Annotated in this window: 20 protein-coding genes; 14 read left to right on the top strand and 6 right to left on the bottom strand. The window is 74.5% G+C overall.

The features are described 5' to 3' along the window. The first annotated feature begins 160 nt into the window (after positions 1-160). The 3 genes from E1289_RS12015 (at position 161) to ligA (ending at position 4,765) form a co-directional block, all read left to right on the top strand. Positions 161-1,456 carry an acyltransferase gene (locus tag E1289_RS12015; RefSeq protein ID WP_165970448.1) on the top strand — a complete coding sequence of 432 codons (1,296 nt, stop codon included), beginning with the start codon at positions 161-163 and terminating at the stop codon, positions 1,454-1,456. Between the two features lie 104 nt (positions 1,457-1,560). Next, positions 1,561-2,739 (top strand): PucR family transcriptional regulator, encoded by a 1,179-nt coding sequence (locus E1289_RS12010; protein WP_131979061.1) that lies wholly within the window; start codon positions 1,561-1,563, stop codon positions 2,737-2,739. 34 nt (positions 2,740-2,773) lie between these two features. Then, positions 2,774-4,765: an NAD-dependent DNA ligase LigA gene (gene ligA, locus E1289_RS12005; RefSeq protein WP_131979058.1), complete on the top strand. Its 1,992-nt coding sequence runs from the start codon at positions 2,774-2,776 to the stop codon at positions 4,763-4,765. Between the two features lie 57 nt (positions 4,766-4,822). On the opposite strand, the gene E1289_RS12000 is transcribed toward ligA, so the two are convergent. Then, entirely contained in the window at positions 4,823-5,704 is an 882-nt protein-coding gene (locus tag E1289_RS12000; RefSeq protein ID WP_131979055.1) for a DMT family transporter, read from the bottom strand. 354 nt (positions 5,705-6,058) lie between these two features. Here E1289_RS12000 and pfkB point away from each other — a divergent pair, with 354 nt between their 5' ends. The 9 genes from pfkB (at position 6,059) to E1289_RS11960 (ending at position 13,709) form a co-directional block, all read left to right on the top strand. After that, positions 6,059-6,985 carry a 1-phosphofructokinase gene (gene pfkB, locus E1289_RS11995; RefSeq protein ID WP_243712768.1) on the top strand — a complete coding sequence of 309 codons (927 nt, stop codon included), beginning with the start codon at positions 6,059-6,061 and terminating at the stop codon, positions 6,983-6,985. 82 nt (positions 6,986-7,067) lie between these two features. Further along, a complete protein-coding gene (locus E1289_RS11990; RefSeq protein ID WP_207928923.1) occupies positions 7,068-8,264 on the top strand; it encodes a PTS mannitol transporter subunit IICB in 1,197 nt (398 codons plus the stop codon). Positions 8,265-8,303: 39 nt separating this feature from the next. Then, positions 8,304-8,603 (top strand): PTS lactose transporter subunit IIB, encoded by a 300-nt coding sequence (locus E1289_RS38945; protein ID WP_207928922.1) that lies wholly within the window; start codon positions 8,304-8,306, stop codon positions 8,601-8,603. Then, positions 8,596-9,090 carry a PTS sugar transporter subunit IIA gene (locus E1289_RS11985; protein WP_131979049.1) on the top strand — a complete coding sequence of 165 codons (495 nt, stop codon included), beginning with the start codon at positions 8,596-8,598 and terminating at the stop codon, positions 9,088-9,090. The genes E1289_RS38945 and E1289_RS11985 overlap by 8 nt, the downstream gene beginning before the upstream one ends. After that, entirely contained in the window at positions 9,087-10,127 is a 1,041-nt protein-coding gene (locus E1289_RS11980; RefSeq protein ID WP_131979046.1) for a zinc-dependent dehydrogenase, read from the top strand. Before E1289_RS11985 ends, E1289_RS11980 begins: the two co-directional genes overlap by 4 nt. 16 nt (positions 10,128-10,143) lie before the next feature. After that, the gene (locus tag E1289_RS11975; RefSeq protein ID WP_131979043.1) at positions 10,144-10,428 is read left to right on the top strand and encodes an HPr family phosphocarrier protein; all 285 of its coding nucleotides are present in this window, start codon (positions 10,144-10,146) and stop codon (positions 10,426-10,428) included. After that, positions 10,421-12,175, top strand: a complete 1,755-nt coding sequence (gene ptsP / locus E1289_RS11970; RefSeq protein WP_131979040.1) for a phosphoenolpyruvate--protein phosphotransferase — start codon at positions 10,421-10,423, stop codon at positions 12,173-12,175. The genes E1289_RS11975 and ptsP overlap by 8 nt, the downstream gene beginning before the upstream one ends. 30 nt (positions 12,176-12,205) lie before the next feature. Continuing rightward, on the top strand, positions 12,206-12,967 hold the full coding sequence (locus tag E1289_RS11965) for a DeoR/GlpR family DNA-binding transcription regulator (RefSeq protein WP_131979037.1): 762 nt from the start codon (positions 12,206-12,208) through the stop codon (positions 12,965-12,967). A gap of 139 nt (positions 12,968-13,106) precedes the next feature. Continuing rightward, the gene (locus E1289_RS11960) at positions 13,107-13,709 is read left to right on the top strand and encodes a TetR/AcrR family transcriptional regulator (RefSeq protein ID WP_131979034.1); all 603 of its coding nucleotides are present in this window, start codon (positions 13,107-13,109) and stop codon (positions 13,707-13,709) included. Positions 13,710-13,724: 15 nt separating this feature from the next. On the opposite strand, the gene E1289_RS11955 is transcribed toward E1289_RS11960, so the two are convergent. After that, positions 13,725-14,177, bottom strand: a complete 453-nt coding sequence (locus E1289_RS11955) for a MaoC family dehydratase (protein WP_131979031.1) — start codon at positions 14,175-14,177, stop codon at positions 13,725-13,727. Between the two features lie 527 nt (positions 14,178-14,704). Here E1289_RS11955 and E1289_RS11950 point away from each other — a divergent pair. Both E1289_RS11950 and E1289_RS11945 read left to right on the top strand, forming a co-directional pair. After that, on the top strand, positions 14,705-15,574 hold the full coding sequence (locus E1289_RS11950; protein ID WP_131979028.1) for a PHB depolymerase family esterase: 870 nt from the start codon (positions 14,705-14,707) through the stop codon (positions 15,572-15,574). Positions 15,575-15,698: 124 nt separating this feature from the next. Then, positions 15,699-17,648: a PhoX family phosphatase gene (locus E1289_RS11945; protein WP_131979025.1), complete on the top strand. Its 1,950-nt coding sequence runs from the start codon at positions 15,699-15,701 to the stop codon at positions 17,646-17,648. Between the two features lie 59 nt (positions 17,649-17,707). On the opposite strand, the gene E1289_RS11940 is transcribed toward E1289_RS11945, so the two are convergent. The 4 genes from E1289_RS11940 to E1289_RS11925 form a co-directional block, all read right to left on the bottom strand. Further along, the gene (locus tag E1289_RS11940; protein WP_165970447.1) at positions 17,708-17,908 is read right to left on the bottom strand and encodes a hypothetical protein; all 201 of its coding nucleotides are present in this window, start codon (positions 17,906-17,908) and stop codon (positions 17,708-17,710) included. Between the two features lie 14 nt (positions 17,909-17,922). Then, entirely contained in the window at positions 17,923-18,942 is a 1,020-nt protein-coding gene (locus E1289_RS11935) for an aromatic ring-hydroxylating dioxygenase subunit alpha (RefSeq protein ID WP_131979020.1), read from the bottom strand. Between the two features lie 107 nt (positions 18,943-19,049). Further along, positions 19,050-19,874, bottom strand: a complete 825-nt coding sequence (locus E1289_RS11930) for an IclR family transcriptional regulator (protein WP_131979017.1) — start codon at positions 19,872-19,874, stop codon at positions 19,050-19,052. Then, entirely contained in the window at positions 19,871-21,385 is a 1,515-nt protein-coding gene (locus E1289_RS11925) for a long-chain fatty acid--CoA ligase (RefSeq protein ID WP_131979015.1), read from the bottom strand. The genes E1289_RS11930 and E1289_RS11925 overlap by 4 nt, the downstream gene beginning before the upstream one ends. Positions 21,386-21,478 lie beyond the last annotated feature (93 nt).

The raw sequence follows: 21,478 nt of genomic DNA, 5'->3' as shown, positions 1-21,478 counted from the left end.
CGCCGGCCCGCGTCCCCGCCGGGCTCGCGGCAGCCCTGCTCCCGGCGCCCTTCGGCCGCCCCGCGGCCGTCACGCTGAGTCAGCCGGCGGTGCGCCCGCGTCAGCGCCGGCCCTTCCGCCCGGTCGAATCCCGGAACCGGCGGCGCCTATGGTGGCCCGGATGGCGGCGAACACCCTGACCCCACCCCAAGGAAAGACCGGCTCCCGCACGGAGACGGCGCCCCGGATGGACTGGCTCGACGCCCTGCGCGGCATTGCCGCCATGGTGGTGGTCTTCGAGCACTCCCTCGACGTGCTGCTGCCCGAGGTCCGCCGGACGGCCAGCCCCTGGTTCGACTTCGGCCGGTACGGCGTGTTCGTGTTCTTCCTCGTCAGCGGCTACGTCGTGCCGTTCTCCCTGGAGCGGCGCGGAAGCGTCCGGCACTTCTGGGCCGGGCGGTTCTTCCGGCTGTACCCGCTCTGGGGGGTGGCGGTGGCGCTCGCGCTGGCGCTCGGCGCGGCCGGCGTCTCCTACGGGCTGCCCGGCGGGCTCGGCGAGCGGCCCTGGGCGTCCGCCGTCGCGCACCTGACGATGCTCCAGGACCTGCTGGGCGTGCCGAACGTCCTCAGCGTCTTCTGGACCCTGTCCTACGAGATGGTCTTCTACCTGCTGGTGACGGCGATGTTCGTGGCGGGCGTCCACCGGTCCAGCGCCCGGGTGGCGCTGGGCTTCGGCGTCGGCGCGGCGATCATGGGCGTGGCGCTGCCGTCCGGGCTGCTGGCCTCCCGGTGGCCGGACGGGACGATCCTCGGCACCGTGCTGCTCATGGCCGGCGGGCTGGCCGCGATGTTCGCCGGGCCGCGCCCGGTGCGCCGGGCGGGGGTAGCGGTCGTGGCGACGCTCGCGCTCACACTGCTCGTCCTCAACAGCCGCATCGGCGCCATCGAGAGCCTGTGCATCATCGCCACGATGTTCGCCGGGACCGCCGTACGCGGCGTCCAGGACGGGCGGCTGCGCACCTGGCCCGCCATCGCGATGGTCTCGGTCGTCCCCGTCCTCACGCTGGCGGCGGGCCTGCGCGCCCCGACGAGGTGGGCGCTGCACGCCAACCCGGACCCGCTCGGCGCCGACTGGTCCATCGCCGTGGGCGCCGCCTGGCTGACGTTCCTGGGCGGGCTCGCCCTGCGCGCCAGGCCCATGCCCCGGTTCCTCGTGTGGTCCGGGCTGGTCAGCTACTCGGTCTACCTGCTGCACCCGCTCGTGATCCAGGGCGTCTGGTACGCCGCGGGCGGCGATCCGCAGAAGCTCCCCGGCGTCGTCCGGCTCGGCTGGGGAGTCGTGCTGGTCACGGTCGTCCTGCTCTCCGCCGCGATGGCGTACCGCTACGTCGAACTCCCTGCTCAGCGCCTCGGACGCCGGTTGACCCGGCGCCCGGCGCCCGCGCCCCGCGGTGCGCCGCGGCCCGCCCGGCCCTGACCGGGGCCCGGTCCCGGAGGACGAGCGGGTGTGATGACAGCTTTTCCCTTTTTTGCCTAAGGTGAGGCCGTTCCACCCCCACCCCCGGCGGAAACGGATAGCGGATGACACAGGGGCCCATGCCCGCCGAACTGCCCGACCTGCTGCGCCAGCACCTCCAGTCCGCCGTCGCAGAGATGGAGCGGGAGATCCGCGACCAGGTGCCCGAGTACGCGGGCGACGACGGCGGCGAGTACGCCAAGCGGGTCGAGCGGACGGTCAGCGACACCGTCGCGTTCTTCGTCGACTCCGTCGACCACCCGAACGCCGACGCGCGCAAGCTGACCGAGCTGTACATGCAGCTCGGGGAGCAGGAGGCCAGGCAGGGCCGGAGCCTGGACGCCCTGCAGAACGCGATGCGGGTGAGCAGCCAGGTCGCCTGCCGCCGGTTCATCATGGACGCCTACCGGCTCGGCTGGTCGCGCGAGACGCTGGGCCGGCTGACCGACTCGCTGTTCATGCTGCTGGCGCGGGTCGCCGACGCCGCCGCGCAGGGGTACGCGCGGGAGCAGGGGCAGCTCGCGACCGAGCGGGAGCGGCGCCGGGACCGGCTGCGCGACCTGCTGGTCGCCGAGCCGCCGCCCGGACCGGAGACCATCGCGGAGGTGGCGGTGGCGGCCCGCTGGGACCTGCCGAAGAGCATCGGCCTGGTCGCGCTGCCGCAGCGGGCGCCCACCGGGGCGCGGATCCTGCCGCCCGCCGTGCTGGCCGACTGGGAGGCGCCGATCCCGTACCTGGTCGTGCCCGATCCGGAGGGCCCCGGCCAGGACCGGCTGTGGCCGGCGCTGCGCAGGCTCGGGACGGCGGCGATCGGGCCGACCGTCCCGGTCGGGCAGGGCGCCGTCTCGCTGCGCTGGGCCCGGCACGCGCTCGCACTGGCGGAGCGGGGGCTGCTGCCGGGCGGCGCCCCGGTCCGGTGCGTCGACCACATCGCGCCGCTGGCGACGCTCGCCGCGGAGGAACTGGTCGGCGCGACCGCGGGCGCCGTCCTCGGACCGCTGCTCGAACTGGCGCCGGCCCGCCGCCTGCCGCTGGCCGAGACCCTGCTGACCTACCTGCAGTGCGGGGACAACGCGGTCGTCGCGGCGGAGCGGCTGCACATCCACGAGCAGACCGTCCGCTACCGCCTGCGCCGCATCACCGAGCTGACCGACGGCCGGTTCACCGAGCCGGAGGGCAGGCTCGACCTGATGCTCATGCTGAGCTGGCTGGTCCGCACCGCCCGCGCCGAGAAGTCCGCCTAGCCCCGCTGTCGGTGCCGTGTCGTTTAATCGGGGGGTGGACGTTGCGAAGCGCATCATCGAGCTGACCGCCGAGGTCAAGCGGCTGAACGACCTGTACTACGGCACCGGAGACAGCCCGCTGCCGGACGCCGACTACGACGCCCTGAAGGACGAGCTGGCGGCGCTGGTGGCCGAGCATCCGGAGCTCGAGCCGGCGGGCAGCCCGCTCGGCAGGGTCAACGCGCCGGCGGAGCTGACCGGCCCGACCGTCCGGCACGCACGCCCGATGCTCTCGCTGGCCAAGGCGACGGGCGAGGAGCAGATCCGCACGTTCTGCGAGCGGTTCGCCGGCCAGGTCTTCCGGGTGTCGGAGAAGCTCGACGGGCTCTCGCTCAGCGCGGTCTACGTCGACGGGAGACTCGACTACGTCGCCACGCGCGGCACCGGCGCGGTCGGCGAACTGGTGACCGGGAAGGTGCGCCACGTGATCCCGGGGCTGCCGGCGGAGATCGAGGCTTCCGGGCGCGTCGAGGTCCGCGGCGAGGCGGTGATGCCGCGGTCGGTGTGGTCCGCCTACAACGCGGCGCACCCCGAGCGGACGCTGACCAACCCGCGGTCGGGCGCCGCCGGGACGCTGGTGCTCAAGGACCCCGAAGCCGCCGCGAAGGCGAAGCGGCTGCTGCGGTTCTTCGCCTTCGGCGCCGACCGGCACGGCGCCGCGGTGGAGGTCCCCGCGGGTTTCGAGACGGTCGCGCAGTACGTGTGCGCCGGTGCCGGCGAGGTGATGGACGCCATCCACGCCATCGGCGCCCGCCGCGACGGGCTGGACTACGACATCGACGGCGCGGTCGTGCGGCTGCACGAGCCGGCCGCGTTCGACGCGGCGGGATTCAACAGCGCCGAGCCGCGCGGCGCGATCGCGTTCAAGTACCCGCCGGAGGAGAAGCTGACGACGCTGCTGTCGGTCGAGTGGCCGGTCGGCAAGATCGGCCGCGTCCCCCCGCGCGCGAAGGTCGCGCCGGTGTTCGTTGGCGGCGTGACGGTGGAGAACGTCACCCTGCACAACCCGCGCCTGATCCGCGAGCGCGACCTGCGGATCGGCGACACGGTCGCGGTCGTGCGGCGCGGCGACGTGATCCCGTTCGCGGGGCGCTCGCTGCCCGAGCGGCGGGACGGGACCGAGGTCGAGATCGTCCCGCCCGAGCACTGCCCGTCGTGCGGCTCCGCGCTGGAGGTCCGCGGCACCGGCGAGGAGCGGTGGTGCCTGAACCTGCAGTGCCCGGCGCAGGCGGCGCGCCGGCTCATGCACTGGGCCTCGCGCCAGGCGGCCGACATGGAGGGCGTCGGCGACACCTGGATCGAGAAGCTCGCCGACGACGGCGTGCTCCGGCACCGCAGCGACTTCTACGACCTGACCGCCGAGCAGCTGCTCGGCTACGAGCGGATGGGCGAGGTCAGCGCCCGGAACATGGTCGGCTCGATCGCCGCCTCCAAGGGGCTGGGGCTGCGGCGCGCGCTGATCGGGCTGGCGATCCCGATGGCCTCCGAGGGCACGGCCAAGCGCCTGTGCCTGGCCGGCTACCAGCGCATCGAGGACGTCGCGGCGGCCACGGTCGAGGATCTCGTGGCGATCCGCGACATCGGCCCCAAGGCCGCCGAGAGCATCGTGGCCTTCTTCGCCCGCCCGGAGGTGCGGCACGAGATAGCTGCGCTGCGCGAGCGCGGCGTGCACCTCGACGTGCTGCCCGAGGACCGGCCGATCGACACGGCGGCCGCTGGGGACTCGCCGCTCAAGGGCACGACGGTGGTGATCACCGGCGCGTTCACCGACCCGCGCTCGGGCGCGAAGATCAGCCGGCCGGACGTCACCCGCCTGGTCGAGCTGGCCGCGGCGACCACCGCCTCCTCGGTCTCGGCCGGCACCGACTACCTGCTCACCGGGCACAACGTCGGCGCCGCCAAGACCACCAAGGCCGAGAAGCTCGGGGTCACGGTCGTGGAGCAGGATCGCCTGTGGCGCTGGCTCACCGAGGCCGGCGTCATCTGAACAGCGGGAGCGCGCCGCACGCGCGCCCCGTGCCGCCGGTCGCCGGTCCGGGGCGCGTCAGCGGCCGGGCGGGCCGCCGTGCTGCCGGGCGGCGGCCGCGGAGCGCGACAGCAGGGAGACCCCGGCGGTGAGGAGGACGGCGCTGCCGGAGAGGGCGGCGAACGCCGCCGTCGTCCGCGGCGGCAGCGTGTCGAAGGCGAGGACGGCCACCAGGTAGGAGGCGATGGGGTTGGTCATCGTCATCGCGGTCATCGCGGCGGGCAGCGACCCGGCGGCGAAGGCCCGCTGCTCGATCAGGAGCCCGGCGAGCGTGCTGACCGCCAGGGTGTAGCCCGGCCAGTCGGCGGCGGTGGCGGCGACGCCGTGGTCGAGGAGGCTCGCGGTGGTCAGCTTGATCAGCACCGCGCTCGCCGCGAAGCACAGCCCCGCGCAGACGCCGAGCAGCGCGGCGCGCACCGGCCCCTTGCGCAGCCACGCCGCCCGGGACAGCACGATGATGAGCGGCACGGCGATCAGCCCGGCGACGTAGAGCCGGGGCCGCGAGGGCTCGCCCGCGGGCGGGATCGCCCCCGGGACCGTGAACAGGACGGCGAGGCCCGCCGAGACGGCGACGGCGCCGAGCAGGTCCGTCCGGACGAGGCGGTGTCCCGCGCCGGCCGCGCCGAGCAGGATGGTGAAGACCAGCTGGGTGACCAGCAGGGGCTGGACGACGGCGGTCGACCCGAAGTGCAGCGCGGCCGCCTGGGCGAAGAACCCGCCCAGGTTCACGCCCCACCCTGTGAGCCACACCGGGTCGCGGACCAGCCTGCGGATCAGCCCGTGCGCGGCCGCGGCGTCCATGCCGCCGCCCACCGCGCGCCTGGCCGCGCGGTACTGGAGCGTGGCGGCCGCGGCGAACAGGAACGCGGCGAGGAGGCCGAAGCAGACCGGCCACGCCATCAGGACGTCCCCGCCCGCTCGGCCCCGGCCGCGCCCGCTCCGGACCGGCTCACCACGCCTCTCCCCCGTCCTCGTCCGCCCGCCGCCCTCCGCACATCCTTCCCATGATCGGCCGGTTCCCCGCAAGGCGGAGCCGCGCGACGCGGCCCGGCCGGGCGGGCGCGGACGGCCTCCACGGGGGCCTGCGTTCCCACACGCGTCCCATCGCCGTCCGGCCCCGGGGACAGGTTCTCCAGGGAAAACTCCCGCGCACCTCTTGACCCCGGCTGCAAACGGGCATAAATACAAGGGAAACAAACTCAAACGGGAAGGAAACCACATGCCTCGGGGAACGGCGCCCGCATGATCGTCACGGTGACGCTCAATCCGAGCCTCGACCGCACGATCGAGGTGGACGTGCTGACGCGCGGCGCGGTCATCCGGGCGCGGTCGGCGCGGGTCGACCCGGGCGGGAAGGGCGTCAACGTGTCCCGCGCCCTCCTGGCCAACGGCGTCGCCTCCACCGCCGTGGTCGCGGTCGGCGGCGCCGACGGGGACCGGCTGCGCCGGCTGCTGGAGGCCGAGGGCATGCGGGTCCGCGCCGTCCGCGTCGCGGGCCGGACGCGGTCCAACGTGACGATCGTCGAGCCGGGCGGCGTCACGACGAAGCTGAACGAGCCCGGGGGCCCGCTCGCGCCCGGGGAGCTGGACGAGCTGGGCGCCGCCGTCGAGGCGGAGGCCGGCGCCGCGAGCTGGGTGGTGGGGTGCGGGAGCCTGCCGCCCGGCGTCCCGGACGACACCTACGCCGCGCTGTGCCGCAGGTTCGCGCCGGACGGCATCCGGGTCGCGGTCGACTCCAGCGGCGCGGCGCTGCGCGCCGCCGTCCCGGCCGGGCCCGACCTGATCAAACCGAACCGGGAGGAGCTCGCCGAGGCCGTCGGCCGCCCGGTCGGCACGGTCGCCGACGTCGTCGAGGCCGCCGGGGAGCTCAGGACGCGCGGGGCCCGCGCGGTGCTGGTCAGCCTCGGCGCGGAGGGGGCGGTGCTCGTCGACGACGACGGCGTCCTCACCGGCGACGCGCCCGTCTCCCGGCCCAGCAGCACGGTCGGCGCCGGCGACGCGCTGCTCGCCGGGTTCCTCGCCGCCGGTGCGCGCGGGTCCGCCGCCCTCGCCGAGGCGCTCGCCTGGGGCGCGGCCGCCGTCCGGCTGCCCGCCAGCCGGATGCCGGGCGAGGACGACATCCGGCGCGACATCGTCCGCATCCATCCGCGGCCGGACCTCGCCCGGCCGCTCGTCACCTGACCGCCCGCGAGAGCCCCCCGCCGCCCGAGCTCCGGTCACCGACATCCGAGAGAACCCACCCCCGATCGACAGGAGGCCCGAGATGGCCACCGACTACACCCCAGAGCCCACGGGAACGGGGCTCCGCGCGCAGGTCCAGCGGTTCGGCGGCAAGCTGGCCGGGATGGTCATGCCGAACATCGGCGCGTTCATCGCCTGGGGTCTGATCACCGCGCTGTTCATCCCCACCGGCTGGCTCCCCAACGAGGACCTGGCCGAGCTGGTCGACCCGATGATCAAGTTCCTGCTGCCGCTGCTCATCGGCTACACCGGCGGCCGGATGGTGCACGGCCAGCGCGGCGCGGTCGTCGGCGCGGTCGCCACCGTCGGCATCATCGTGGGCGCCGACGTGCCGATGTTCCTCGGTGCGATGATCATGGGTCCGCTCACCGCGTACCTGCTGAAGCTGTTCGACGGCCTCGTCCAGGAGCGCGTCCGGCCCGGGTTCGAGATGCTCGTCGACAACTTCTCCGCCGGGATCATCGGCGGCGCCATGGCGGTCGCCGGCAACCTGACGATCGGCCCGGTCATGAACGCCTTCACCAACTGGGCCGGGGACGGCGTCAGCTGGCTGGTCGACCACGACGTCCTGCCGCTCACGTCCGTGCTCATCGAGCCCGCGAAGGTCCTGTTCCTCAACAACGCCATCAACCACGGCGTCCTCGGCCCGATCGGCGTGGACCAGGCCGCCGAGACCGGCAAGTCGGTCCTGTTCATGCTGGAGTCCAACCCCGGGCCGGGCCTCGGCGTCCTGCTCGCGTACTGGTTCTTCGGGCCGAGGCGGCTGCGCCCGACCGTCCCGGCCGCCGCGATCATCCACTTCTTCGGCGGCATCCACGAGATCTACTTCCCGTACATCCTCATGAAGCCGCGGATGATCCTCGCCGCGATCGCGGGCGGCATGACCGGCGTCGCGATCTTCATGATCAGCGACACCGGCCTGGTCGCCACCCCGTCGCCGGGCAGCATCTTCGCCTACCTCGCGCAGACACCGCGCGGCGCGGGCAACTGGATCGGCGTCTACACCGGCATGCTCGCCTCCACCGCGGTCTCCTTCGCCGTCGGCGCCGCCCTGCTCGGCTTCGGCAGGCTCGCCGAGCCCCGCGGCGACGACGAGAAGACCGAGGAGAACACCGCCGGCACCGCCGCCGAGGGCGAGCGCACCGCCGCCGAGGGCGAGCGCACCGCCGCCGGGGGCGAGGACGCCGGCGACACCGCCAAGGAGACCAGCACCCGCTGACCCGGGTACCGAAGCACCCTTCCCGAAAGGCACATCACGATGAACGGCAAGGACGTCCGCAAGCTCGTCATCGCCTGCGACGCCGGCATGGGCAGCAGCGTCATGCTCGCCGGCCAGCTCCGCAAGGCGCTGAAGAAGAGCGACGTGGCGGTCGAGCACACGCCCGTCGACTCCATCCCGGCCGACGCCGACGTGGTCGTCACCCACACCGGGCTCGCCGACCGCGCCCGGCGCGGCGCCGGCGAGGCACCCGTGATCACGTTCGAGGTCTACCTCGGCGACCCCGCCGTCGACCGGCTGGTCAAGGCGATCAAGGACGGCGGTGAGGTCGGTGGCTGACCGGGCGGCCGGCCTCCTCACCCCCGAGGCGATCCGGCTGGACGCCCGGGCCGCCGGCCGCGACGACGCGGTCCGCGTGTGCGGGCGGGTCCTGGTGGACATCGGCGCGGTCGAGCCCGGCTACGTCGACGCGATGCTGGAGCGGGAGCGGTCGATCTCCACCTACCTCGGCGAGGGCGTCGCCATCCCGCACGGCACCAACGACGGCCGCGACCTCATCCACCGGGACGCGCTCGCCTTCGTCCGGTTCCCCGAGGGGACGGACTGGAACGGCGACCCCGTCACCGTGTGCATCGCGATCGCGGCGCGCGGCGACGGCCACATGGAGATCCTCGCCGAGCTGGCGCAGGTGCTCATGGACCCGGTCAAGGCACGCGACCTGCGCGAGTCGGACGAGCCCGGCCGGATACTCGCCCTCCTCGCCCCGCCGGACGAAGAAGAGCAGACGACAGATCCGCTACAGAATGGACAAGGACACATCGTATGAAGGTCGCCCGTTTCTACGCACCCGGCGACATCCGCCTGGAGGACGCGCCGGAGCCGGCGCCCGGCCCGGGTGAGCTGAAGATCCGCGTCCGCAACTGCTCGACCTGCGGCACCGACGTCAAGATCTCCCGGTTCGGGCACCACCACATCGATCCGCCGCGGGTGACGGGGCACGAGATCGCCGGCGAGGTCACCGAGGCCGGCGCGGGCGTCACCGGCTGGGCGGCGGGCGACCGCGTCCAGGTCATCGCCGCCATCCCCGACGGCGCATGCCCGGAGTGCCGGCGCGGCCGGATGACCGTCTGCGACGCGCAGGAGTCGATGGGGTACCACTACGACGGCGGGTTCGCCGAGTACATGATCGTCCCGGCGAAGGTGCTGGCGGTGGACGGGGTGAACCGCATCCCGGACGGCGTCTCGTTCGCCGAGGCGTCGGTGGCCGAGCCGCTCGCGTGCGTCCTCAACGGCCAGGAGCTGGCGGGCGTCGGCGAGGGCGACGACGTCGTGGTGTTCGGGTCCGGGCCGGTCGGCTGCCTGCACGTGCGGGTCGCCCGCGCGCGCGGCGCGGCCCGGGTGTTCCTCGTCGAGGTCAACGCCGAGCGGCTCGGCCGGGCCGCGGCGACCGTGAAGCCCGACGCCGCGATCGACGGGAGCGCCACCGACGTCGTCGCGGAGGTCCTGGCGCTCACCGGCGGCCGCGGCGCCGACGTCGCGATCACCGCGGCGGCCTCGGGCGCGGCGCAGGAGCAGGCGCAGCGGCTCGTCGCGCCCGGCGGCCGGGTCAGCCTGTTCGGCGGGCTGCCCAAGGACGACCCGGTCATCTCCGTCGACGCCAACCGCGTCCACTACCGGGAGCTGTCCCTGGTCGGCGCCAACGGGTCGAGCCCCGCGCACAACGCCCGCGCGCTGGACCTGATCGGCTCCGGGCAGGTGCCGGTCGAGGACCTCATCACCCACCGCCTGCCCCTGGACTCCCTGCACGACGCCCTCGACCTCGTCACCCGGGGCGCCGCGATCAAGGTGACGATCGAACCCTGACCCGAAGGAGGCAGCCGTGCCCGAACGCACCGTCATCATCGGCTCGGCGCAGGGCCTGCACGCCCGCCCCGCGAAGATCTTCGTGCACCGGGCCGCGCAGCAGCCCGTCCCGGTGTCCATCCGCGCCGGGGACCGCGCGCCGGTCCCGGCGAGCAGCATCCTCGGCGTGCTGTCGCTCGGCGCCGCCCAGGGGACGGAGGTGGTCCTGTCCGCCGACGGGGACGGCGCGGACGCCGTCCTGGACGAGCTGGCCGAGCTGCTCGCCGGGGACCTGGACGCCGAGGAACCCGATCATGTCTGACGCGGCACCGTCGCGGCCGGCGGCGGCCGAGCTGCCGGCCGAGCTGCCGGCCGAGCTGCCGGCCGAGCTGCCGGCCGAGCTGCCGGCCGAGCTGCGCGGCCTCGGCGTCAGCCCGGGCACGGCGGCGGGACCGGCGGAGGTGCTGGGGCCTCCGCCCGAGCTCCCGCCGCCCCGGCCCGTCACCGACCCGGAGGCGGAGACCGGCCGGGCCGTGCGCGCGCTGGCGGCGGTCGAGGCCGAGCTGGACCGGCGGGCCGCGGCCGCGCCGACGCCGGAGGCCCGCGAGATCCTCGCGGCGCAGTCGGCGATGGCCGCGGACCCGATGCTGGTCACCGGTGTCCGGAGCCGCGTCGAGCAGGGCGCGGACGCGGCCCACGCCCTGCACGGCGCGTTCGCCGAGGCGGCGCAGGCGCTGCTGGCCGCGGGCGGCCACTTCGCCGAGCGCGCCGCGGACCTCGCCGACCTGTCCGGCCGCGCCGTCGCCGCGGTGCTCGGCCGCCCGGTGCCGGGCGTCCCGTCCCCCGGGCACCCGTTCGTCCTCGTCGCCGACGACCTGTCGCCGGCCGACACCGCGGCGCTCGACACCACCGCGGTCCTCGCGCTGGTGACCGAGCGCGGCGGGCCCACCGGGCACACCGCGATCCTGGCCCGCTCGCTCGGCCTGCCCGCCGTGGTCGGCTGCAGGGGAATCCTCGGCGCGGCCGTCCCCGGCGAGCCGGTCGCGGTGGACGGGACGGGCGGCGGCGTCCGGACGGGCGTCACCGAGCGGGAGGCGGCCGAGATCAACGCGCGTGCGGCGGCGGCCGCCCGGGAGGCCGCGGTCCCCGCCGGGCCGGGCCGCACCGCCGACGGGCGCCCGGTCGACCTGATGGTCAACGTCGGCTCCGCCGCCGACCTCGACGGCGTCGACCTCACCGGCGTCGCTGGAGTCGGGCTGTTCCGCACCGAGTTCCTCTTCCTCGGCCGCCGGGAGGAACCCGGGCCGGACGAGCAGGCAGCCGCATACGCGAAGGTGTTCGACGCGGCCGGCGACCGGACGGTCGTCGTCCGGACGCTGGACGCGGGCGCCGACAAGCCGCTGCCGTTCCTGCGCATGCCGGACGAGCCGAACCCGGCGCTCGGCGTCCGCGGCCTCCGCGTCGCCCGGCGGCGCCCCGGCGTCCTCACCACCCAGCTGGAGGCCATCGCCCGCGCCGCCGCCGGGACCCGCGCCCGGGTCGCCGTCATGGCGCCGATGGTGTCCACGCCGGCCGAGGCGGACGAGTTCGTCGCGCTCGCCCGCGACCGCGGGCTGCCGGTGGCCGGCGTCATGATCGAGGTGCCGTCCGCCGCGCTGCGCGCCGCGCGGATCCTGCGCGAGGCGGACTTCCTCAGCATCGGCACGAACGACCTCGGCCAGTACACCCTCGCCGCCGACCGGCAGAGCAGCGACGTCCCGGAGCTGCTCGACCCCTGGCAGCCCGCCGTCCTCGACCTGGTCGCCCGCTGCGCGGAGGCGGGCGCCGCCGCGGGCAAGTCCGTCGGGGTCTGCGGCGAGGCGGCCGCCGACCCGCTCCTCGCCCCCGTGCTGGCCGGGCTCGGCGTGACCCGGCTGTCGATGGCGCCGCGCGCGCTGCCCGCCGTGCGCGCCGCGCTGCTGCGGCGCACGTTCGGCGAGTGCGCGGACCTGGCCGAGCGGGTGCTGGCCGCCGACGACCCGGCCGAGGCGCGCGGACTGGCCCTGGCCCACCACAATGGAGGCGGTTAGGAGCGCGACGGGACGGGTGGGACGACGGTCATGTACGCCGAAGAACGACAGCAGGCGATCCTCACGCTGGCGCGCTCCAAGGGCCGGGTGGACGTGGTCGCGCTGGCCGAGGAGTTCTCGGTCACCACCGAGACGATCCGCCGCGACCTGACCGTCCTGGAGCGGGCCGGGACGGTCCGGCGCGTGCACGGCGGCGCGATGCCGGTCGAGCGGCTCGGCTTCGAGCCGGAGCTCGCGGCGCGGGACGCGGTGATGACCGAGGAGAAGCAGCGCATCGCCAAGGCCGCGCTGGCGGAACTGCCCGACGAGGGCTCGGTCATCGTGGACGCCGGCACGACGACCGCGCGGTTCGTCCAGCTGCTGCCGGCCGACCGCGAGCTGACCGTGATCGTGAACTCGCCGCCGCACGCATCGGTGCTGGCCGCGCGCCCCAACCTCACCGTGATCATCCTCGGCGGGCGGGTGCGCGCCCGGACGCTCGCCACCGTGGACGACTGGGTGCTGCGCCCGCTGGCCGACCTGTGGGTGGACGTCGCCTTCATGGCGACCAACGGCTGCTCGGCCGAGCGCGGGCTGACCACCTCCGACCAGGCCGAGGCCGCGGTGAAGCGGGCGATGATCGCCTCGTCGCGGCGCCGGGTGCTGCTGGCGGACCGCACCAAGATCGGGCACGACCACCTGGTGCGGTTCGCCGGCCTGGCCGACATCGACGTGCTGATCACCGACACCGGGCTGGACACCGACCTGGCCGCCGACCTGGCCGCCGCCGGCCCGGAGATCATCCGGGCGTGACGCCGTCCGGCCCGGACACCGTGTCCGGGCGGGCCGCCGCGTCCGGGCGCGTCGGCGGGCCGTCCCGCCCGCCGGTAGGCTGTCGGCGCCGCGCCGGGGTCGGAGGGACATTCCGGCCGATCCCGGACGGAGGTGGAGCATGACGCGGGCACCCGCGCACCGGGCCGCCGGCGACCTGCCGCTCCCCGGCAGGCTGCTCGCCGTCGCGACGCGCATGTTCGCCGAGAAGGGCTTCGAGAACACCTCGGTCCAGGAGATCGTGGCCGCCGCCGGCGTCACCAAGGGCGCGATGTACCACTACTTCGGCTCGAAGGACGGCCTCCTCTACGAGATCTACCACCGGCTCCTGCGGCTGCAGATGTCCCGCCTGGAGCGCATCGCGGACGGCCCCGGCAGCGCCGGTGAACGGCTCCGCGCGGCGGCCGTCGACGTCCTCGACACCTCGTTCCGGCACCTGGACGACTTCACCGTCTTCTTCCGCTCCACCCACCTGCTGTCGCGCGACCACCGCGAGGCCGTCCGCGCCGAGCGCCGCCGCTACCACGAGCGCTTCCGCGGCCTCGTCGAGGAGGGCCAGCGCGAGGGCGCGTTCCGCGACCGGCCGCCCGCCGACATCGCGGTGCACTTCTTCTTCGGCACCGTCCACCAGATCGGCACCTGGTACCGCCAGGACGGCCGCCTCGACACGGCCGCCATCAGCGAGCACTACGTCGACCTCTTCCTGAACGGCCTCAGGAACTGACCGGCGCGGGCGGGGTCACTCGACCAGCAGGGAGAGGATCTCGGCGACGCAGACGGGCTTGTCGCCGCCCTCGCGTTCGATCGTCACGCGCACCGTGGCCCGCGCCCCGGACGGCCCCCGCTCCAGCGACACCAGCTCGGCGCCCGCGCGGACGCGTGAGCCGACCGGCACCGGCGCGGGGAAGCGGACCTTGTCCGAGCCGTAGTTGACGCCCATCGACAGGCCCTCGACCCGGTAGATCTCGGCGGCGAGCATGGGGAGCAGCGACAGCGTCAGGTAGCCGTGCGCGATCGTCCCGCCGAAGGGGCCCCGCGCCGCCCGCTCTGTGTCGACGTGGATCCACTGGTGGTCGCCGGTCGCGTCGGCGAACATGTCGACCCGCTCCTGCGTGATCGTGTGCCACTCACTGTGGCCCAGGTGGCCGCCGACGGCCTTCTCCAGCTCGTCCACTCCGCTGAACGTCCGCATCCCGCGACCTCCGTGTAGGGCACCTGCCGTGAACACCACCGATCAGAACATACCGACCGGTTGGTATGCAACGGTCGGGTGGACGGCCCGCGACGTGCGGACCGTCCCCGGCCGGCGGGCGGGACGGCCCCGCGGCGTCCGCCCCGGCGCCGCGAGGCCCTCCGGCCCGCCGGCAGGTCACCGGCGCGTGCGGCTGACGCGCGGGCCCCCCTCCTGCACACGGCCCGCCGGCACCGCCACATCTCCGGCTCACCATGCACAGCGCCCGCACGCCGTGATGTGTCACGCACGCCACCGTCCGGCCGGTGCCGCCGCATGGCCCCGCAGGACACGGGCCCCGGCACCGGTTGCAGGGACCAGTGTCCCAGTCGCGCCCCTCGGACGAGCCGACACCTGGCCACAGGCACCGAAAATCGCAGCGACGTGCCGGAACGTGCGCAGGCTGTACATCTGGCCACAAAACGATCTCGGTTTTTGTGCGCCCGGCTGCCTAGCCGTGGCGGCGCCGCCCGCGTTAGATCTGCGCTATGAAGATCGCCGCGCGGGCGGCGACGATCGTCGTGACCCTCCTCGCGACGCTCGGCGCCCACCCCCTGCCCGCCGGGGCGTCCGACGACGCCCCTGGAACGTCCAAGCACACGATCGCCATGGGCGACTGGAATCGCCCCTACCTCCTGCACGTCCCGCCGGAGCGGAAGTCCGGCGAGCCGCTGCCGCTCGTCGTGGCGCTCCACGGCGGCCTGAACGATCCGGAGTACGTCCGCAGGCAGAGCGGCCTGGACGAGGCCGCAGACGAGGCGGGCTACGCCGTCGCCTACCCCGAGGGCCTCCTCGGCACGTGGAACGCGGGCGCGTGCTGCTGGTTCGCCCGCTGGACGGGCGTCGACGACGTCGCGTTCCTCGACAGGCTGATCGACACGCTGGTGGAGCAGCGCGTGGCCGACCCGCGCCGGGTGTTCGTGACCGGGTTCTCCAACGGCGGCGGCATGGCCTACCGCTACGCGTGCGAGCGCTCGGCGAGGGTCGCCGGGATCGCGGTGGTGTCGGGCGCCCTCGCCATCGGCTGCACACCCGACCACCCCACGTCGGTGCTGGCCTTCCACGGGACCTGGGATCCGTCCGTCCCCTACCACGGCGGCGGGAACATGGACGCGGACGTGAAGTTCCCGTTCTTCTCCGTCCAGGTCACCATGGAGTTCTGGCGGTGGCTGAACCGGCTGCCCGCGCTGTCGTGGCCGGTGCCCGGCGGCCCGGACGGCTGCGTCGGCACCGGCCCCGGCCCGCTCGTCGTCGCGCTCTGCACGGAGCAGCAGGGCGGCCACGAGTGGCCCGGCTACGCCAGCGGCCTGATGCTCGACTTCTTCACCGCCCGCCCCTCGCTGCCGAAGGCCGCGTGACCGCCAGAATGCCTTAACTGTTCACCTTGTTCATCTCCCCTCGCTCACCGGCGGATTCGCAGACTGTCGGTGATCCGGCCCGGCGTCAGCCGGGCCTCGGCTTGTCGTGAACGAGGTTTCTTTCATGTCCGAAGAGTTCGCCAGGGTCGATCCCGACGACCAGAGCACCAACCCCTCCGCGAACGAGGCGTTCCAGCAGGTGCTGGAGCGGAGGATGTCGCGGCGCGGCGTCCTGAGGGGCGGCACCGTCGCCGCGGCCGTCGGCTTCATCGGGGCGGCCGGCGGCGGTACGGCGGCGGCCGCCGTGGCGGGACCGCACCCGACCAAGGGCCCCGGCGGCCGGGGGCGCTCGCTGCTGGGGTTCAAGGCGGTCGCGGCCAGCAGCGCCGACACGGTGTCGGTGCCGCCCGGGTACACCACCGAGGTGCTCGTCCCGTGGGGCACGCCCATCGACTCCCGCGGGCCCAAGTGGAAGAAGGACGCCTCCAACACCGCGGCGGAGCAGGAACAGCAGATCGGCATGCACCACGACGGCATGCACCTGTTCCCGCTGCGGTCCGGTGGCCGCGGCCGCTCGGGCCGGGACGGCGGGCTGCTGGCGATCAACCACGAGTACACCGACACCACGCTGCTCTACCGTGACGGCGACGCGACGCTCACCCCGGAGAAGGTGAACAAGGCGCTCGCCGCGCACGGGGTGAGCGTGGTGCGGGTGGCCCGGCAGGGTGCCCGCTGGCGCATGGTCGACTCCAAGTACAACCGGCGGATCACCGGCAACACCCCGATGGCCTTCTCCGGCCCGCTCAAGGCCGACCACCCGGCGCTGGCCGCCGAGGGCCGGGCGCGGGGCACGCTCAACAACTGCTCCAGCGGGTACACGCCGTGGGGGACCTACATCACCTGCGAGGAGAACTTCAACGGCTACTTCGGCACCGAGGACCCCTCCTGGAGGCCGTCCGCCGAGGAGGCCCGGTACGGGATCAGCGCGGCCGGCTTCGGCTACAGGTGGCACACGGTGGACCCGCGCTTCGACGTGGCGGCCGGCCCCGAGGAGGCCAACCGGTTCGGCTGGGTCGTCGAGATCGACCCGTCCTCCCCACGCGGCACCCCGGTGAAGCGGACCGCGCTCGGCCGGTTCAAGCACGAGGGCGCCACGGTCACCGAGTCCCGCGGCCGCGTCGTCGTCTACAGCGGTGACGACCAGGACGGCGAGTACGTCTACAAGTTCGTCGGCGACCACGGCTGGCGCCGGCTGCGGGCGCGGGGCAAGAGCCCGCTGGACCACGGCACGCTGTACGTGGCCAGGTTCGACGACGACGGCACGGGGACGTGGCTGCCGCTGAAGTTCGGCACCGGCCCGCTGACCGCGGCCAACGGGTGGAAGGACCAGGCCGACGTCGTGCTGCGCACCCGCACGGCGGCCGACGCGGTGGGCGCCACCAAGCTGGACCGTCCCGAGTGGGTCGCGGTCCACCCCACCGACCGGGACGTCTACCTCACGCTCACCAACGGCGGGGGCAACGGCGGCAAGGTCAACCCGCGCACGCCGAACCCGTACGGGCACATCGTCCGGTGGCGCGAGAAGAACCGCGACAACACCGCGCTGACCTTCGAGTGGGACATCTTCGCCCTGGCCGGCGACCCCGCCTACGACCCGCGGGTCACGCACGGGCCGGACGCCGTCTTCGGCTCGCCGGACGGCCTCGGCTTCGACAAGGCCGGCCGCCTGTGGATCCAGACCGACATCTCCAACTCGTCCCAGAACCTCGCCGGCAAGGGCTACGACAACATCGGCAACAACGCCCTGCTGGCCGCCGACCCCCGCACCGGTGAGATCCGCCGCTTCCTGGTCGGGCCGCGCGGCGCGGAGGTCACCGGGTTCACCCTGGCCCCCGACCAGCGGACGCTGTTCGTCAACATCCAGCACCCCGGCGAGGCCACCGCCGCCTGGGGCAGCCCGACCCCGCAGAACCCGCGGGCGGTCAGCAACTGGCCGGAGTTCGACCCGGCCGGCCGTCCCCGGCCCGCGACCGTCGTCATCCGCCGCAAGGACGGCGGCATCATCGGCACCTGATCCCCCCGGGGCCGGGGCCGCGCACGCCCCGGCCCCGCCCGCCGTTCCGGTGCGCCGGGTCAGCGGGTCGGATGGCCGGGGTGGGACAGGAGCCAGGTCCAGATCTCGGCCGGGTCCTCGGCGGTGCGCTGCGCGCCGCAGTGGCAGCTGCCGGTGAGGCGGTCCGAGCCCGGGGACCACTCCACCCGCAGGCGCCCGCCCGCCACCGGACCGGCCGCGCTCACCGTACCGGCCGCGCTCACCGTACCGGCCGCGCTCACCGGGCGGGCGGGGCTCATCGGGCGGTCTGCCGCTGCAGGATGCGGCGCGCGGCGAGCCCGCCGGTGTCGATGTTGATGGACAGTTCCCGGTACCCCGCCGGCTCGGTGGCGATCACCTTCTCCAGGGTGTTCAGCGCCTCCACGTCCTGGAGGACGACCGTCCGGTTGCTCTCGGCGAGGAACGCCGAGACGCCCTCGTCGTCGAGGGCGAAGTCGCGGGCGACCATCCAGAAGTCGTGCGTGGTGGTCTCGGTCTCCGGCGTGATGGCGTAGACGATCTCGGCGTGGCAGGCCCGCGGGTCGTCGCCGTCCGGGCCGGGCTCGACGCCGGTCGGGGCGATGCGGCTGTGCAGGAGGTACAGGCACGGCGGGTGGTACTCGATGTCCTGCCAGCGGTCGATGCGGCCCTCGATGCCCGTGGACTCGCGGTAGAAGGACGGGCACTCGACGTCCTTCATGCGGCGGCTCACGTAGATGACGCCCGCGTCCTCGTCCACCTCGGTGGTGATGGGCGTCTGCGCCACCTCGGGCGTGCCGATGTAGCCCGCGTGGAGGTACGTCTCGTGGGACAGGTCGAGCAGGTTGTCGACGAGCAGTTCGTAGCGGGCGTTGAGGGGCTCCATGCCGCGGACGGTCACATAGCCCGGCGAGTCCAGCCACGGAGCGCGCGGGACGGCCCTCTCGTCGCCCTCCCCTTCGCCGATCCAGACCCAGACGAGCGAGTCCTGCTCGACGATCTGGAACGCGGGGACGCGGGCTGTGCGGGGAACCCGCGTCTGCCCCGGAACGGCGACGCACACCCCGTCCGGCGCATAGGTGAATCCGTGGTAGCCGCAGACGATGTCGTCACCGTTCCGGTTGCTCTCCGACAACGGGAACCGGCGGTGCACGCAGCGGTCGTGGAGGGCGACCGCCTTCCCCGCCCGCGTCCGGTACAGGACGAGGGGTTCACCGCAGACGGTCCGGGCGAGAAGGCCGTCGCCCACCTCCTGGCTGTAGGCGGCCACGTACCACTGGTTGCGTGCGAAGACCATCGGTCGCTCCTCCGGAGGACGGCGGGTGGACGGGGGATCGTTTCCGACCATCCCGGCCGCGCGGTGAGGTGAGCCACACCCATTCCGTCCAGCGGAAGAACCGCCCGTCAGCGGGCGTGCAGCGCGGTCTCCGGCGGACGCAGGGCGCGGGGGGCGCCGAGCGCCCGGGAGATGCCGCGGGCGCTGGCGCGGACGACGGGCGTCAGCGCCCGCGCGTCCCAGCCGTCGGACGGGACGACGATCGCGACGGCCGCGACGACGGCGTCGTCCGGCCCGAAGACGGGCGCCCCGACCGACAGCGCGAACGTCTCGACCTGGCCGTCGCTGACCGCGACACCGGTCCGGCGGACCTCGGCGAGGACGCGCCGCAGCCGCGGCCCGGACGTGATCGTCTTGTCGGTGAAGCGGCGCAGCGGGCCCGCGATCGCGCGCTCCTGGAGGGCGGTGTCGGCGTGCGCGAGCATCGCGAGGCCGACGCCCGTCGCGTGGGCGGGCCAGCGTCCCCCGACGCGCGACAGGACGTGCACGGCGTCGCGGGCGGAGATCCGCTCGATGTAGACGACCTCCAGGCCGTCCAGGACGGCGAGGTGGACGTTCTCGTGCGTCGCCTCGTAGAGGTCCTCCAGGAACGGCATCGCGGCCTCGCGCAGCGCGGGGCCGCGGGGCGCGAGCGCGGCGACCTCGAAGAGCCGCAGGCCGATCCGGTACAGGCCGTCGCCGTCGCGTTCCAGGGCGCCCCAGCGGGCCAGCTCGCCGACCAGCCGGTGCGCGGTGGACAGCGGCAGCCCGGCGCGGCGGGCGATCTGCGTGATGTTCAGCGCGGCGCTCTCGGCGGAGAACGCCTCCAGGATGTCCAGGACGCGGCTGGTGACCGTCGGGCGCCCGCCGCCCCGGGGCCCGGCGGACGGCGCCGGGTCGCGTGGCGCCGTCATGGCAAGCCGTGCTCCTCGCGCAGCCGCGCCTTGAGGATCTTGCCGGCGGCGTTGCGGGGGATCGCGCCGGCCAGCACCGCGGACTTGGGGATCTTGTAGCGGGCGAGCCGCCCGGCCAGCGCGCCGAGGACCCTGCCGGGGTCCACGTCCGCGCCGGGGCGGGGGACGATGACGGCGCGGCCGACCTCGCCCCAGGTGTCGTCCGGGACGCCGATGACCGCGCAGTCCAGCACGTCGGGGTCGGCGAGGATCGCGTTCTCCACCTCGGCCGGGTACACGTTCTCGCCCCCGGAGATGATCACGTCCTTGATCCGGTCGACGATGTAGGCGTAGCCGTCCTCGTCGACGCGGGCCGCGTCGCCGCTGCGGAACCAGCCGCCGGCGAGGACCGCGGCGGTGTCGTCGGGGCGTCCCCAGTAGCCGCGCATGACGTGCGGGCCCTGGACGACGACCTCCCCGGTCTCGCCGGGCGCCACGTCCGCCATGCCGGGACCGACCACGCGCACGTCGCTGAAGAAGTGCGGCACGCCGGCCGACCCGGCCTTGGACACCGCGTGCGCGGCGTCGAGGAAGAGCGTGCCCGGTGCGGCCTCGGTCATCCCGTAGCCCTGCAGGAACGTCAGGCCCCGGCTCTGGTACGTCTCGATCAGCGACGGCGGGACCGGCGCGCCGCCGCAGGTGAGGATGCGCAGGGAGGACAGGTCCGCGCCGGCCCAGCCCGGCTCCGCGGCGACCCGCTGGAACATCGTCGGCACCCCGAACATGAACGTGACCCGGTGCTCGGCGATCATATCGAGGGTCGCGGCGGGGTCGAACTCCGCGACCAGCACGCACGTCCCGCCCTTGAGCAGCACCGGCAGCGTCAGCATGTTGAGCCCCGCGGTGTGGAACAGCGGCGCGGAGACGAGCGCCACCTCCCCCGCCACCAGGTCGTGGTCGATGAGGACGTTGACCGCGTTCCAGGTGATGTTGCCGTGGGTGAGCGTCGCGCCCTTGGGCCGCCCGGTCGTCCCGGACGTGTACATGATCATGCAGGGGTCGTCGAGCGCGACGGGGAGGTCGAGCGGCTCGTCCGGCGCGGCGGCGAGAAGCGCCTCGTAGCCGCCCTCCCCCCGGTCGCCGACCGCGATGTGCGCGCGGTCGGCGGTGCCGCCGCGGACGGCGTCCGCCAGCTCGGCGTGGGACGGCCCGTACACCAGCACCGACGCACCCGAATCGGCCAGCTGGTAGGCGATCTCGGGGGCGGCGAGGCGCGTGTTGAGCGGGACGAAGATGCCGCCCGCCATGCCCGTCGCGAACAGCGTCTCCAGGAAGGCCGGATGGTTGGGGCCGAGGTAGGCGACCCGGTCGCCCGGCCGGACGCCGAGTCCGCGCAGCGCGTGCGCGAAACGTGCGACACGGCCGAGCAGCCCGGCGTAGCCGAGCGTCCGCCCCTCGTGGACCAGCGCGGCCGCCCGCGGGGTCTTGCGGGCACGGCGGGCCGGCCAGGACCCGAGTCCTTCGTTGCGCATTCGGGCTGTCCTCTCCCGGCGGGATGGGCCTACGGGCGAAGTTAGGCGTATTCTTCACACCGGTCAATCTTCTGCAGAAGATCTGTGCCACGG

Source organism: Actinomadura sp. 6K520 (genome assembly GCF_004349245.1).
GTDB lineage: Bacteria > Actinomycetota > Actinomycetes > Streptosporangiales > Streptosporangiaceae > Spirillospora.
This window is presented reverse-complemented; position numbering and strand designations above follow the sequence as displayed.